The organism is Rhizobium sp. SVR5-9E (genome assembly GCF_056755095.1).
Window position 1 is genome coordinate 1 of sequence record NZ_JBNDHS010000047.1, and the last position, 14,087, is coordinate 14,087.

At 59.2% G+C, this 14,087-nt stretch carries 10 protein-coding genes and 4 pseudogenes; 11 read left to right on the forward strand and 3 right to left on the reverse strand.

Annotated elements, in window-relative coordinates; genetic code table 11:
• The 5 genes and pseudogenes from ACPYOJ_RS20220 to ACPYOJ_RS20240 form a co-directional block, all read left to right on the forward strand.
• Positions 1-1,078: ABC transporter substrate-binding protein (locus ACPYOJ_RS20220; protein WP_481417845.1), on the forward strand; the 1,078-nt coding region annotated here is incomplete at its 5' end.
• Positions 1,079-1,209: 131 nt separating this feature from the next.
• Positions 1,210-2,115, forward strand: a complete 906-nt coding sequence (locus ACPYOJ_RS20225; RefSeq protein WP_481417846.1) for a helix-turn-helix transcriptional regulator — start codon at positions 1,210-1,212, stop codon at positions 2,113-2,115.
• A gap of 184 nt (positions 2,116-2,299) precedes the next feature.
• Positions 2,300-3,142 (forward strand): LysR substrate-binding domain-containing protein, encoded by an 843-nt coding sequence (locus tag ACPYOJ_RS20230; RefSeq protein ID WP_481417847.1) that lies wholly within the window; start codon positions 2,300-2,302, stop codon positions 3,140-3,142.
• A 72-nt stretch (positions 3,143-3,214) separates the two neighbouring features.
• On the forward strand, positions 3,215-4,654 hold the full coding sequence (locus ACPYOJ_RS20235) for an aspartate ammonia-lyase (protein WP_481417848.1): 1,440 nt from the start codon (positions 3,215-3,217) through the stop codon (positions 4,652-4,654).
• 450 nt (positions 4,655-5,104) lie between these two features.
• Positions 5,105-5,257 (forward strand): annotated as a pseudogene (locus tag ACPYOJ_RS20240) (cupin domain-containing protein); the annotation flags it as partial.
• On the opposite strand, the gene ACPYOJ_RS20245 reads toward ACPYOJ_RS20240, so the two are convergent.
• On the reverse strand, positions 5,233-5,415 hold the full coding sequence (locus ACPYOJ_RS20245; RefSeq protein WP_481417849.1) for a CsbD family protein: 183 nt from the start codon (positions 5,413-5,415) through the stop codon (positions 5,233-5,235). The pseudogene ACPYOJ_RS20240 and the gene ACPYOJ_RS20245 overlap by 25 nt on opposite strands.
• A gap of 188 nt (positions 5,416-5,603) precedes the next feature.
• A pseudogene (locus ACPYOJ_RS20250) lies at positions 5,604-6,220 on the reverse strand (ferritin-like domain-containing protein); the annotation flags it as partial.
• On the opposite strand from ACPYOJ_RS20250, the gene ACPYOJ_RS20255 reads away from it, so the two are divergent.
• The 3 genes from ACPYOJ_RS20255 (at position 6,153) to ACPYOJ_RS20265 (ending at position 9,240) form a co-directional block, all read left to right on the forward strand.
• Positions 6,153-6,872 (forward strand): SOS response-associated peptidase, encoded by a 720-nt coding sequence (locus ACPYOJ_RS20255; RefSeq protein ID WP_481417850.1) that lies wholly within the window; start codon positions 6,153-6,155, stop codon positions 6,870-6,872. The pseudogene ACPYOJ_RS20250 and the gene ACPYOJ_RS20255 sit on opposite strands and share 68 nt — an antisense overlap.
• A gap of 398 nt (positions 6,873-7,270) precedes the next feature.
• Entirely contained in the window at positions 7,271-8,281 is a 1,011-nt protein-coding gene (locus ACPYOJ_RS20260) for an SLAC1 anion channel family protein (RefSeq protein WP_481417851.1), read from the forward strand.
• Complete coding sequence (locus ACPYOJ_RS20265) at positions 8,281-9,240, forward strand: GlxA family transcriptional regulator (protein WP_481417852.1); 960 nt, start codon at positions 8,281-8,283, stop codon at positions 9,238-9,240. Before ACPYOJ_RS20260 ends, ACPYOJ_RS20265 begins: the two co-directional genes overlap by 1 nt.
• A gap of 1,081 nt (positions 9,241-10,321) precedes the next feature.
• On the opposite strand, the gene ACPYOJ_RS20270 is transcribed toward ACPYOJ_RS20265, so the two are convergent.
• Positions 10,322-10,462, reverse strand: coding sequence for a glycosyl hydrolase 108 family protein (locus tag ACPYOJ_RS20270; protein ID WP_481417853.1), 141 nt, complete (start codon positions 10,460-10,462; stop codon positions 10,322-10,324).
• Positions 10,463-11,272: 810 nt separating this feature from the next.
• Between ACPYOJ_RS20270 and ACPYOJ_RS20275 the strand changes: the two are divergent.
• The 3 genes and pseudogenes from ACPYOJ_RS20275 to ACPYOJ_RS20285 all read left to right on the forward strand — a co-directional run.
• Positions 11,273-11,347, forward strand: a pseudogene (locus ACPYOJ_RS20275) (thermonuclease family protein); the annotation flags it as partial.
• A 637-nt stretch (positions 11,348-11,984) separates the two neighbouring features.
• Positions 11,985-12,373, forward strand: a pseudogene (locus tag ACPYOJ_RS20280) (sulfite oxidase); the annotation flags it as partial.
• Between the two features lie 457 nt (positions 12,374-12,830).
• Positions 12,831-13,151, forward strand: a complete 321-nt coding sequence (locus tag ACPYOJ_RS20285; protein ID WP_481417854.1) for a hypothetical protein — start codon at positions 12,831-12,833, stop codon at positions 13,149-13,151.
• Positions 13,152-14,087 lie beyond the last annotated feature (936 nt).

Sequence of the window (14,087 nt, forward strand, 5' to 3'; positions counted from 1 at the left end):
CTCCGGGCCGGGCGGCGCGGTCGCCGCTCGCATGGCCGTCGAGGATTTCGGCGGCAAGGTCGCCGGTGCACCGATCGACGTCATCACAGCGGACCATCAGAACAAGCCGGACCTCGGATCCACCATCGTGCGCAAATGGTATGACGAAGACGGAGTCGACCTCGTCCTCGATGTTCCGAATTCGTCGGTTGCCCTCGCAGTTCAAGCGATTGCCAAGGAACGAAAAAAGCTAGTGATCTACGCTGCCGCCGGCACAGCCGACCTCACCGGCAAAGGCTGTATACCGACCAGCTTCCAATGGGTCTGGGACACCTATTCGGTCGCTGCTTCGACCGGACGGGCCCTGCTCGACGAGGGTTCGAAGAAATGGTTCATCATCGCCGCTGACTACGCCTTCGGACAGACGATGGCGGCCGACATCACCAAGGTGGTCACGGCTGGCGGCGGTACCGTTGTCGGGGTCACCAAGCACCCCATCAACACGCCCGACCTCTCGTCCTTCATCCTGCAGGCCCAAGGAGCAAGCCCTGATGTCGTTGCCCTTGCCAACGGTGGCTCTGATACGGTCAACGCGGTCAAGCAATTTGCGGAGTTCGGCGCCGGGGCAAGCGGGACCAAGCTGGCCGGCCTTGCGGTGTTCATCACCGATATCCACGGGATCGGCCTTGAAAGCGCTCAGGGTTTGGAGCTGACGACAGGGTTCTACTGGGACCGCACGGAAAAGACCCGGGAATGGTCGAAGCGCTTCTTTGAAAAGCATGGCGCAATGCCCACAATGGCCCAGGCCGGCGTCTATTCTGCGGTGACGCATTATCTGCAGGCCGTCGACGCGCTAAAAGACGACAATCCCGAAAAAGTCGCACAGAAAATGCGTGAAACGCGAGTGCACGATATTTTTGCAGATGATGGATATATCCGGGCGGATGGCCGCCTAGTCCACGACATGTACCTGGTCCAGGTCAAGAAGCCGAGCGAAGTACGCTATCCTTGGGATTACTACAATATTATCAGAACCATTCCCGGTGATCAGGCGGTTCGCCCCCTCGCCGAAAGCACTTGCCCACTCGTGACCCAATGAACCGACCGCTTCCGTGCTCGCTTAATCGCGGCACGGAGGATGGCGCGACGCCGAGGGATTGCTGCAGAATTATCACATGTTAATGTAACCGATAAGAAACATTGGAGGAGAGCATAAGTCGGGAGGATGGCATGGTCTCGTTGAACGAACTTTCAAAAAGAGAAGGTGTTGATCTTGTCGACATGGCCGGTATCAGCGCCTCGTGGCCAATGCCCGTGGCGATCTGGAACGCGCCTCGGGGGTTTGACACCAGCGCCCGACCGGACCACCAACCATGCTGCGTCATTGCACTCAGACTGTCGGGCTCGCTGGTTCATAGAGTGGGTTCGGCCAGAGAAAGGCGCGAGCGCTTGCGGCCGCGCGGGTTTTCGGTGCATCCAGCTCGACGCGACCTGCGATTTGTTGCTCCCTCCGCCATCCGGTTTGCCCACATCTATGTCAGCGAAGCATTTCTTCGGGACGTTGCGGGGCTGGCCGCCTATCCCGCGCCCGATGAAGGCGATCTCGGGGAAAACGACCGCGTCATGTATGAGGATTCCGAGATGATGTTCAATCTCGAGTCCTATGTCCGCCGCGCCTTCGAAGCGACCGACCGACCAACGAAATTCGAGATGGAAAGCCGGGCGAACCTCATCGCTTTGCGCCTGCTTCAACATAGCCTTGGGTTGCGGCATGATGACCCCACGTCGGCCAAAGGGGAACTTGCTCCCTGGCAGGTGCGCCGCGTCTGCGCCTTTCTCGAGGAAAATTTCGATCGCGTCGTTCGGCTCGAGGAGCTCGCCGATCTGCTCGGCGTCAGCAAGGAGCACCTCTGTCGCGGCTTCCATCGTGCCACCGGCAAGCCTCCCGTCCAATGGCAGCTGTCAAAGCGTATGGAAGTGGCATGCCGACTTCTGTCGACGACGCAGGCCTCGTTGACCAGCATTGCACAGGAAGTTGGCTATGCGGGACAAAGCTCCTTCGGAAATGCGTTTCGCGAAATCATCGGGATGACGCCGTGCGAGTATCGGCGTGGGCATCTCACGATCAACAACTAAAGAAACAAGACCACCAACTGATCACGCGTCTTGCGGTTCGGCCCGTACGTTGAGCCGGCCGGGATGGTGGTTTGCCGTCGGTCGTCTCTCGATCCTGCACTCTGATGGTTCTTAAACGATGGAAATGAAGTGGCTTGAGGACTTCCTTGTCCTGGCGGAGACAAGAAATTTTTCGAAAGCCGCCATGTCGCGCTCCATTACCCAGTCTGCATTCAGCCGCAGGATCCGCTCGCTCGAGGTGTGGTTGGGAGTGCCGCTACTGGATCGAAGCACCTATCCGGTTTCTTTGACCGAGGAGGGACGTCAATTCCGGGAAACCGCGGAAGAGATGGTTCGCATGCTCACGCTCGCGCGATCCGAACTTCGAAGCCGCAACAATATTACAGGCGGCCAAAGCATCGCGGTCACTGGCCTGCATACGTTATGCCTCACGTTCCTTCCGACCTGGCTTGCCGACATCGAGGCCGCTTTCGGTCCGACGCGCAGCCGGGTCCTTCCTGATAATCTCGACACCTGCGTGCAAGCGCTCGCCGATGGCGGATACGACGTCCTGCTGACCTACCACAATCCGAGCGTGATGATGCCGCTCGATCCTTCCGAACATCTTCACCAAGTTGTCGGATATGACGCATTGTCGGCGGTTACTTCAGCACCTGATCGGCGGCGGTGGCGCAAGGACAGCGGCTCCTTTCCGCTCCTCCAATATTCAAGAGGGTCGTTTCTCGGCTTGATGGCCTCGGTAGCCCAGGACCAGGAGGGGGCGCCGGAAACCTTTCCCGCTCATCGAAACGGCAATTCCATGGCCGAGGGTTTGAAGTCCATGGCGGTTGCCGGCCACGGCCTTGCCTGGCTACCACGCAGCCTCGTCAGGCGCGAACTTGCGGGCGGTGAAATGGTCGTCGTTGGCTCCGAGATGCCGATGGAGATCCGTCTTTATCGCAGCCGCAATCGGTCACGCGCATTCCTGGAGAGGATCTGGCGTGCCGCCAGAACCTTTAGCCAGCCCGATTATGCGAGATCGGAATAGATGAGACCGGATATGAATTGGCTTTGTGTGGGCGCCACGCGCTAAGGAAGTGCCATTGCAGGAGGAATTTGCATGGCAGCTCAAGAGATGCGGCGCGAGCACGATCTATTAGGGGAGCGGGATGTTCCCCGGGAGGCCTATTTCGGTATCCACACATTGCGGGCGACGGAGAACTTCAAGGTCACGGACCAACCGATTTCGTCCTGTCCTGATCTGATCTGGGCACTTGCAGCAATCAAGGAAGCGGCTGCGCTGGCCAATCGCGAATCGGGACTGCTGGACGGCCACCGCACTCGGGCCATCGTCGCGGCCTGCGCCGAGATACGGGCCGGCAAGTTGCATGACCACTTTGTCGTCGACCTCATTCAGGGCGGCGCCGGAACGTCAACCAATATGAACGCGAATGAGGTAATCGCCAATCGCGCTCTGGAAATCATGGGGCATGACCGTGGTGAGTACCGCGTCCTGAATCCAAACGAGCACGTCAACATGAGCCAGAGCACCAATGACGTCTATCCGTCGGCCTTGAAGCTTGCCGCGTGGCGAGGGACCGCGCGTCTTGGCGATGCGCTCGACCTCTTGCAGATCGCATTTGCCGAGAAGTCGCGTGAATTTGCTAATATCGTGAAGATCGGGCGAACCCAATTGCAGGAGGCCGTGCCGATGACTCTCGGACAGGAGTTCGGAGCCTTCTCGCACACGCGCGGTGACGATCGGCTGCGTCTTCGGGAGGCATCGTCCCTCTTGTGCGAGTTGAATATGGGCGGGACGGCGATCGGTACCGGCATCAACGCTCCTTCTGGCTTTGCTTCTCTCATTCGCGCCCACATTGCCGAGATCACGGAGGTTCCGGTGAAGACCTCCGTCAATCTGATAGAGGCCACCCAGGACTGCGGAGCTTTCGTCCACTTGTCTGGTGTCCTGAAACGGATCGCCGTCAAGCTTTCGAAGATCTGCAACGATCTGCGGCTTCTTTCGAGCGGTCCGCGCGCCGGCTTCGGTGAAATTTCACTTCCGGCACGGCAGGCTGGTTCGTCGATCATGCCTGGCAAGGTCAATCCCGTCATTCCGGAACTCGTCAATCAGGTAGCCTTCGAGGTCATTGGCAACGACGTGACGATCAGCTTCGCCGCCGAGGCCGGGCAGCTCCAGCTCAACGCTTTCGAACCGATCATCGCCTACAGCCTGTTCAACAGCCTGCGGCATCAACGGGCCGCCTGCCTCTCGCTCGCCGACAACTGCGTACGGGATATACGCGCAAACCAGGAGGTTATGCGAGCCTCGCTGGAGCGCTCCATCGGCATTGCGACCGCCCTCAATCCACATATCGGCTATGCTGCCGCGACGGCGGTGGCGAGCGAAGCGCTCTTGACCGGACGGGGGGTATACGAGATCGTGCTCGAAAGGCGGCTGCTCCATCGAGAGACCCTTGATCGAATTCTAAACCCCGACCTGCAAGCCTGTGCAAATCTCGATCCCGCTGAGCAAGGAGCTTCGCCACTATCTCCTTGAGTGAAACAAGGCGCCCGCCATTTTGAGCGCACTGTCAGTTCTTCCTTCCGCGAACTGCTGGGTGAACCGCACCCTCCTCGCCGGCCGATCCTGATAGAGGCGACGTAGTTTCGATACGTCACGGGCTCAACTGGCTCTTCGACTTGATTTGTGAGGCGCTCCGCAAAAATGGCATCGGCATAACGAGCTGGCAATGAGCATTCAATTTCGCTGACGGACGACCCGCGACGGTCTTGTTCGGCTTGCCCGTATTCGCCTTGATCAGATAACCCCTTTTGCTCAAACGCAGCGGCGGGGGCCGGCGTAATGTCGGGAACGCCGCCAACGGGCCTACCCGCGCTGGCGGCTCGTTGAGTGAAATGTCAGCATCCGATTAATTCGCATATAACGCCATGTTTGTTCAACTAAAGTGCGAATAGGATCGGCTTAAACGTAAGTACCCGAGGTCCCATGTCTGAAGTCGACTGGCTAAGCCATCTCCTGCAAATCATCACTGTGACGGGTCAGCTTGAGGTCCGTTGCGCCTACGGCGCACTTTGGCGCGTTGCCTGGAGAGAGGCTGCCGCGAGCGAAATTCCCTACCACATCATACTCAAGGGCCGGTGGAAGCGGGCGAAAACCCATCGGGGCTCGCGGCGAAGAATACCAAGCCGCATCACGAAGCCGGATATGTCAAGGTCGTCGTCAGTGAGTTCGCCCCATCGTTCCTTGATTTTGCCCTTCATCTGCTTCCAGTTTCCTTCGACACGATTCCAATCCATTTTGTTTCCTCCTTTCGGGACTGAAAGAATAACAGATTTGGCGTCGGTGCGTTCCGCGGAGCGGGCGCGAGCAGCACGAACTCCAATCCCGGTGCACGGCGCAGGCAACAAAGCTAACCGCCACCGCCCGATTGTCGACGGCCGGTTTCATTTCCAGGCGCTGTCATAAGGGCGGCCCACCTGGCAGTTCAGGTGCTCTTAATCGTGCCGTTCATCCCGTTCGGGTAGAAGCCACCCTTGCTTGTGCCTTCCTGATCGGTGAGATACACGATCCGTACCTCTCGCGGAGTTCGGGTGAATGCCATCCGGGGGTTGAAGGAACTATGTTAGCTTTGCCATCCATCTGGATGCCTTGGTCCTTGTCGTCCGACCGTCGATCTTATCACGCGCATCGGAGACCGCGTTTGCGGCCTTCCAAGCCGCCTCGCCCTTCCTGTAGAGCGTCGACCGAGCCATTCCCATATATGGTAGGCCTCGACGGCGAGAATCGCGGCGGTGGCGGCGAGAAACTCCTTGTTCTTTAACACCGTTGCGGCACCTGCGTAGGCAGTAACCCCGACATCTTCGAACAGCATGCCGCCAAGCACAAAATTCGTTTCATTGCGAAGGGATCAAAGTCCTGGCCGAAGCCTGCGGCTTTTGCCACTGCAGCAAAGCCGGCATCGAAATCGATCGCTGGTCGAGACACAGCTTGGTCACCAAGTGTTTTGCGATAGAACCGCACGTGAGCGAGTTCGTTGTCCGCCACCTCACGCATGAACTCGCCTATCGCAGGTGTTTGGAAGGAAACCTGCTTCCCCCCAGCCGACCGCAAAGGTGCGTTCGGCCTCTCCAATCAGTTTCCCCGCTACAACGGTGCCCCTTTCCTTGAGTACCCGATCATCATCAAAGACCTAGTGCGCGAGCCGGACACCATGGGGCCGGTGTTCGTTAGCGCCAGATGGGGCCTGATGCCATATTGGATGAAGCCAGGCGGAAGGCCGCCTCCGATCAACGCGCGCTGCGAAGGCATCGCCACCAACGGCATGTTCAAGTCCGCCTATCGCGCGCGGCGCTGCCTGGTACCGATCGACGGCTTCTTCGAATGGAAAGACATCTTCGGCACCGGCAAGAATAAGCAGCCCTATGCAATCGCCATGAAACCTGGCGCGCCGTTCGCGCTTGCCCGCATCTGGGAGAAATTTCGAGATCAGGCGGGCATTGAAATTCGCACGTTCGCTACCGTCGCCGGCCCGGCGAACGAGATGATGGCTGCGTTCCATGATCGCATGCCGGTCATTCTGCATCCAGAAGACTACCAACGCTGGCTCTCTCCAGAGCCAGATCCGAACGACCTGACGAAGCCCTTCCCATCCGAACTTATGACAATGTGGCCGATTGACAGGAAGGTCGGATCACCGAAGAACGACAGCCCCGATATCATCGAAGAGATCGATCCCGAGCCGACACTGATCTGAAATTATCCAGCGCCGTGACGCCGCTCTTCTGAAGAGGCTTTGGACTCTTCCGCGGGGCTTTTGTTATGCCCTCACCCGAGATCTACACGAGAGGGGTGAGAGGCCCGCTCCGCGCCATTGCGGACGTCGCTTACTCACTGTGGAGTGAGTTGTGGCCCCACAGGAGTGCAAGCGCGTCCCGAGCGGCCGCGGGTTCGAGCTCTGGAGCCACTGCACGTGGATAGCAGCAGGCGTTACCCGGGCCTCGATGGCGAGCTGCGTCTCAGCATGCACCGCTGGGGCCTTCCAGCGCGGCTGGCGGCGAGGCGGCCGATATCATGCTGCATTTGTCCGATAACGTCTCTATAGCACTATATGCGCCACATGCGCAGATGCTTACATTCTCTACCAAGTTGTTCATGGAGAATGAAATGTCGAATGTAAGCATTTTGCGCGATCCTGAGTACAAACCGATCGCCCGTCATTCCGTTGGCAAGCTGCCGATCAACCTGTTTGGCGCCGTGATGGGCTTGACCGGGCTCAGCCTGGCCTGGCGTGAAGCCGCCAAGACCGTCACTTTGCCGGGCATGGTCGGGGAGGCCATCGGCTGGATTGCCGTCCTGACGTTTGCCTCGCTTGCCGTGGCCTATGCCGCCAAGTGGCTGAAACACCCCGAACTGGTCGGCGCCGAGTTCGCGCACCCGGTCCAGGGGAACTTCTTTGCCACCTTCGCCATAAGCCTTTTGCTGCTGTCGGTCTTTCTCGGGCGCTACAGCGCGGCGCTCGGGCAAACCGTCTGGATCGCCGGCCTGCTGATAACGTTCGCCCTCGCCTATGTGGTTGCCATACGCTTTCTCGGTCGGCAGCACGATTCCGATCACACCTTGCCGCCGCTGCTGATCCCCGGCGTCGCAACCCTTGACATCGCCGTCACCGGGCACACCATGCCGTTCTCCTGGGCCCACGAAGTCAACATGTTTGCCTTCGCCGTTGGCAGCATCGTCGCCACGGTGTTCGTCACGCTGATCTTCGCCAGGCTGCGGCACAATGAACCGGTACCGTTGCATGCCCGCCCGTCGCTGATGGTTCTGGTCGCCCCGTTTGCCGTCGGCTTCCTGGCCTACACCAACCTGACCGGGACCGTCGACATGCTGGCCAGTGTCCTTTTCTACTTCGCTCTGTTCCTCGTCCTGGTCCTGTCGCCGATGGTGTTCCGCCGGTCGGTCTCGTTCAGCGTCGCCTGGTGGGCCATCAGCTTTCCGCTGGCTGCCTTCTCGATTGCCTTTTTCCGCTACGCCCATGCTGTTGACAGCGAAGTGCTGAAACACCTGGCGCTCGTCACGTTCGTCTTCCTCGCCGCAGCCATCGCTATTGTCTTCCTCAGGACGTTGAACGAAGTTCTGAGGGGCAGACTGTTTCGGGAACACTGATGTCAAAGAACAATCTCGCCATCCTCGCCATGCCGGGCGTCCAGTTGCTGGACGTCATCGGCCCCTCGGATGTCTTTTCGGAAGCCAACCGGCAGAGTGGCATCGACTACTATTCGGTGACGGTCGTCGGCCTCAACCGCCAGCCGGTGCGCGGATCCTCCGGCCTCCAGCTTTTGCCCGACCGCACGATCGATGATCCTGTGCAAGAATTTGACACCGTTCTGGTCGCCGGCGATCCGCTGATCCAGGAACGCCCGGTCTCCCCGCGGGTCCTGGACTGGGTCAAGGCCACGTCCGAAGAGTCCGCTCGGGTTGGCTCGGTCTGCTCGGGCGCATTCGTGCTGGCGGAGGCCGGCCTGCTCGACGGCCGCAAGGCGACGACGCACTGGTCGCAGGCGGCAGAGTTTGCGAACAGGTTCCCGAAGGTAAAGCTGGAGCCGAACCGCATTTTCACCCACGACAACAACGTCTGGACATCCGCCGGCGTGACGGCCGGCATAGATCTCGCGCTTGCAATCGTGGAGAAGGACCTCGGGCTTGAAGTTGCCTTGAAAGTCGCCCGCGAACTCGTGGTGTTTCTCAAGCGCCCGGGCGGCCAATCGCAGTTCAGCACACATCTGGTCACCCAGATCGCCCAGCGGACGCCGATACGCAGCGCCCAGGAATACATCTCCGATAACCTCAGCGCGGACCTGACGGTGGCGACGGTTGCGCGCCGGATCGGCATGAGCGCCCGTAACTTCTCACGGCAATTCAAGCAGGAGGTCGGCATGACGCCGGCGGACTACGTGGAAGCCATGCGACTCGAGGCCGGCCGGCGGCTGGCCGAGGATACGAACGTCCCGATGAAGAAAATCGCACGAGACATCGGCTTCCACGACGATGTCGCCTTCAGAAGGGCGTTCGTCAGAAAGTTCGGGATCTCGCCGGTTGCCTACCGACGCTCCTTCGGGACATGACGAACCGGTTGCCATGCGCGCTACAGCTCGCAAAAGCCTTCCGTCAAGCGACTGGTGAAACCCCGGCAAATTCGTTCTGCGCGACGATCGCCGTGAGCGATCACGTGGGCGAGTTTTTCAACGAGATCGGCCGGCAGCGGTCATCTGGCGAAGTCGCGTCTGTACCCATACTGTCCAAAACGTCTCCGCTGCTGGTGTGCCTTTTAAATTCAGGAGGACGAGTGCGGCTGCGAGATGCTTCTTCTTTCAAGTAGCTTGAAGAGCACGCCAAGCAAAACGAGAAAATAAGTAATTAGTACATTGCGGACTCCCATAGTATTGGCAGCAGCATGAACCCGGCGCCCGGTAGCCACGAGAGGCCGCGATTTCCCGCTGTCGATGCTGTCGGAGCGGCTGCGCTGCCCAGTCTGGGGTAGCCGGAGGGTCGCGGCGATGTTCCTGCCTGGCGCCAAGCTGCCACGAGCCATGCCATCGATCTCCTCGTCCTTTCCGGGCTATCCGACTGAACGTGAGGCGTGCTCTTGAGGGAACCGCGGCGGCACTGTGAATGGGATGGCCGCGCGGTTACCTCAGTCGCCAGTGATGTCGGAGCCGCAGCCCTCATCCTGGCGTCGTGCGGTCACCGTGTTTCGTCGCCAGTTCCACATGCTGTAGGCTTTCGAGGAACACTATAGCATGGGTGCGAGGGCTCGCCTTCTCAACGGGCGGGCCCTTGCTCAAGCGGCATCCTCCTAATTGATCGATTGACGAGCGGACTTGGCCGACGCTTTAGTGGCGTGCCATCGCGGCGAAGGCTCCCCAGCCCCACGGCGCCGTGGTATGCGGCAGGGCTCGATCTTCGGACGGGTCCTGTCGTAGCTAGAAACCGACGCTTCAGCACGGGAATATTCTGCGCCGAGTCCGCTAAGGCAGGGGGAACCCGTGCGTGATTCCGCCACTTATTTTCCCCACGAGGTCGAATCGGCAAGGACTTGCTTATTCGATGGCGGTGGCCTTCGTTAGTTTCCTTGCGGAATTCCCGTTTCGCCTAATTGCCTGCCGTATCCTGCAGCTCGTCCTTCTTGCGCTTCGCATACCAGCGCTATTCGTCATAGGCCCGCTGGGTGACGCCCTTCATCGCCGCGCCGCCGGGATCCTTCGGATTGTTGGAATATCCGACTTCGCTCAGGAGCACCTTGGCGAGAGAACGTGCGAATTCATTTGCTGCGTCGATGACCTGCATTTTTGAGCTCTAAAAATATGATGATGTGTCGTGACCCGAGACGGGTCCGGTGGATGTTAACCGGCGGTTATCCTTACCGGTTCATTTCGATGGCACGAATCGGGTGGCGCCCCATCTACATTGTCGCGCCGCACATCCTCCCTGCGGCAAAGGAGACCCGGTAGCACCCCAGACTTACTGCCGGGTCTCCGCCTGTACCGGCCGGTAATTTTGCGAGCGCGGCTATGCAACCGTATCGGCAATAAATCTAGCATTGTGCGTATATTAGCCCGTCTAACGGGAGTGGAATATGAGAATTACATCAGTAGTACTGTCATTTCTGTCGATATGTATCTTTGAACATAAAGCCAAGGCTCAAGCCTGTGAGCCCACTTGAAATATCGAGCGGGCTCCCTTGATGCTTTACCGACCCAGGTGTCGCTGCCGGCGCACGCGACAGCATTGTGAAGGGGAAAATTGCGCTCCATCGGTTATATCCAGTTGGGTTTCCAGATATGCCAGAGCCATAATGCCAAAGCACTGGATGGTGGGAAAAACTGCCCTCCTCAATTTGGCTGGACGTAGCGAATAACACGCTGGTCATTCCAACTGATCCTTCATTAGATTGCGCGTCTTTGCCGGGGATCGGAGTGCCGGCCAACCCGAGAGGTGGGCAGTGCGTAACGACATCCAGCACATGCTCAGTATCTTCCGGGCCAATAGGCGCGTCATGCAGTTGCAACGGGGTTCCCGGAACCATTCGGTGACGTTCTGCCCTAGTGCGGCAAAAGGAGACTCGTAAGGCCCCAGGCTCTTCCGTTCGTCTCGGGGATTGATACGCCGGAGATCGGATCGCACGCGAAGTGCATCAAGCTCGCGTTAATTGCCAAGGGAAGGCTGAAAGAGGGGTCGCAAGACGCCGTCACGCCGGCCTCGCTTACCCTTGAGACGAAAACGTCGGCGGCGACAAACGGGTGCCTGCGCACCAATCTGCCGGCTGCCTTGAGACAGGCAGCGATCACGATACGCTCCATAGGTGTCTGGCTGTGAATCAGCATCGACCGCTGACCCGTGAGCCAACTGGCATTCAGTGCGTGAGTTTGCTGGAAAATTCGCCTCTGGGGGGTCATCATCGGCGCCGATCGTGACCCCGCTCAGTTTCCATTCTGCAACTAAATCAAAGCTTTACACTCAGACCGCGAGGGATCAACCCTCCGTGCCGGTGCACAATCAGGGCAATGCCAAGTCCAAGTCTCACAAAGTTAGCCGCGGCATGAGTGGCCGTTTAACCTACCGTCCGTCCGTTTGGGCCTCATTCCAAGTGTGAGCTGGGCCGGACTTCCGGCTGCGCCTTTATCGCGATACGACTCCTAGATTGCGATTTAAGCTATCTGCAACAGGGCGCAACGGGCATACGCCGGCATCAGCGCCATCTATGCCCCGGAAGCCAGGCGCACAGTCGAGACGCCCGAGCCTCTCGCGAAGGCGGTCGACTCGAAATCCGGCATTCATTCCTAAGAGGACAGTGAAGGTTCGTCTGAGCCGCGGCGAGACGGTGTGGACCGCGAGACCTCGGTCGGCCGATCCCTGATAAAGTCCGCGCCCGCAAAGGTCACAAAGAAAGGCTCGGATTACCGGATCATCGGGGCAGCCTGGGGGGCACCGATCAAACGGGTCGACGTGAAAATCGGTCATCGCCATTCGATCAATTGGCATCGGTGATCATTGATCGCAGCGAGGAGGCCAACCATGCTTGGCAGATTTGGTCCCTGGATTGGGTAAATCCCTCCCCTGGAGAGTACACGGTGACCTCGCGCGCGATCGGTACCACGGGGCAAATTCAACCGGCAAATGGACGATCCCGTGATCGCCAAAAAGCATACATACTGGGAAAGCAATGGCCAGGTGACGCGCCGCATCCGCATCGTTTGAGAAACTTTGCTGGCACAGGCGTCGGCTGCGATGGAACGTCCGCGGTGCCACGCACCCCAATCCAAAGCACTGCGCCGACGGTCGGCCGCATGGGGCTGGCGGCTAGTGGCAGTTGCTAGCTAATTGCGGGGATTTCCTGAGGAAGATGCTCTGAGAAAGATACATTCGGCTGTCCCTGACCACGAGGGCGTGGCATCGCCGCAGAGACAGCAGGCGATGGAGCCGCGGGGGCAGTTGCGCGGCCAAATCCCCGATGGACCTCGATATGGGGGCCGGACCTACCGTGCCGGCCTTGTTTGTCGCTAGGCCTTCCTCGGCCGCCGGCACTTGAAACCTGACATGTGATCCCCAAATGAACTGGCGACCCGCTGGTCCGGGCCCCACTGGCGAAAGCATCGGCACTTTCGCGATGTCGGATCATTTTCGACATTTGCGTCGACGCCAAGGGAAGACCACCTTGATCTCCGAAATTGCCGCCTGGCTATTCGCTCTGTTCGTCATCGACCCTCTCCACGCGGAAATCGGCGAGCGCATCGACAGCGCCAACCTCCCTGTCCAGACACTGCAGCAATCTCAGCAGTGCGTCGCGACCCACGGACCTCGCCTGCTGCAGCGGGCGGGAGAAGAGCCGGTTTGGGCGACCGGAACCGCCATCAGCGTCGCGACCGGCTGGGCGTCTCCGGCCGAACTGTTCGATGTCAAAGACCCGAACTGCATCGCTCTGACCAAAATATTCAATGGCGAAAGTGCTGAAAGCGGCGAAGACACCGAAGCTTGACGACATGCTCCGGGAGCGTCGATCCAGGGCTGTGGCGACGAGGACGCTTCCGCCCTGAGCCATTGGCAGCCATTGATCCCCGAGATACGGTTCGGGCCGTCGAACGGATGATGGCTGCCGTATGTGCAATCTTATCGGATGGAAGACAAGGAGTGCACTTATCAGGTAGCAATTGCCACCAAAGGTCCCTCAACGCACGCACTCATTGACACTATCGCGCTGCCCATCGGCACCGCTGTTCGGGCTAAAGAGAACCGACGCGCCTAGTCGACGCACGAGGTGGCACGAGCCGGTTTCATTGCCGCTGCCAGAGAATCTGGGCTGGATACGATAGTGACCTTTCCGGCAGCGCTCAGGCCGGCCGAAGCCGAGACAATCCGGCTGACATCCTCCTCTCGGGGGACACTTAAAGACATCATCCGTCGTCTCCCGGCGTGCAGTACGCTACCGGACCGGACCGATGAAATTTTAAGCGCTTCATATCTTGGACGGCGTGGCGCGGCCCGTCAGATATCTGCTGGTGCTTTAGGCGCCGCGTTGTTCCATCATGCTGTAGGCTAATTGGCTCTGTTTTGGCATGCCTTTTTTGGCGGAAGCTGCCCAGCTTCGGCGGGGGCCTTTTTGTACGTTACCGCGCAGGAACGCTGGGGAATTGAGCTCGTTATTGGAATGGCCGCGCGGCAGTGCTTCAGACCCGGCCACTAGCGATGAGGCGCTTTTCATGAGCCGCGCGGTCACGATCGATAGTTTACACGCCGGCGCGGCGTCGCGGGGATATCATAATTCAATGAGCGAGCCTGATCGCTATCCTAGAAGGACCAATGGCCCGGGGTGTCTACGCATCGTCATCTTCATTGCGCTGGGGCTACTGATTTGGCTTTTCATCACGTGGCTATTCTTTGCATGGCTGTTCGGCATGCCTTGCGCTGACGACCT

What these genes read in the sequence shown, in the direction of transcription:
- ACPYOJ_RS20260 (WP_481417851.1), top strand. Translation starts at nt 7,271, where the DNA reads ATGGAGAATGAAATGTCGAATGTAAGCATTTTGCGCGATCCTGAGTAC.
- ACPYOJ_RS20225 (WP_481417846.1), top strand. Translation starts at nt 1,210, where the DNA reads ATGGTCTCGTTGAACGAACTTTCAAAAAGAGAAGGTGTTGATCTTGTC.
- ACPYOJ_RS20245 (WP_481417849.1), bottom strand. Translation starts at nt 5,415, where the DNA reads ATGGATTGGAATCGTGTCGAAGGAAACTGGAAGCAGATGAAGGGCAAA.
- ACPYOJ_RS20270 (WP_481417853.1), bottom strand. Translation starts at nt 10,462, where the DNA reads ATGCAGGTCATCGACGCAGCAAATGAATTCGCACGTTCTCTCGCCAAG.
- ACPYOJ_RS20230 (WP_481417847.1), top strand. Translation starts at nt 2,300, where the DNA reads ATGTCGCGCTCCATTACCCAGTCTGCATTCAGCCGCAGGATCCGCTCG.
- ACPYOJ_RS20265 (WP_481417852.1), top strand. Translation starts at nt 8,281, where the DNA reads ATGTCAAAGAACAATCTCGCCATCCTCGCCATGCCGGGCGTCCAGTTG.
- ACPYOJ_RS20235 (WP_481417848.1), top strand. Translation starts at nt 3,215, where the DNA reads ATGGCAGCTCAAGAGATGCGGCGCGAGCACGATCTATTAGGGGAGCGG.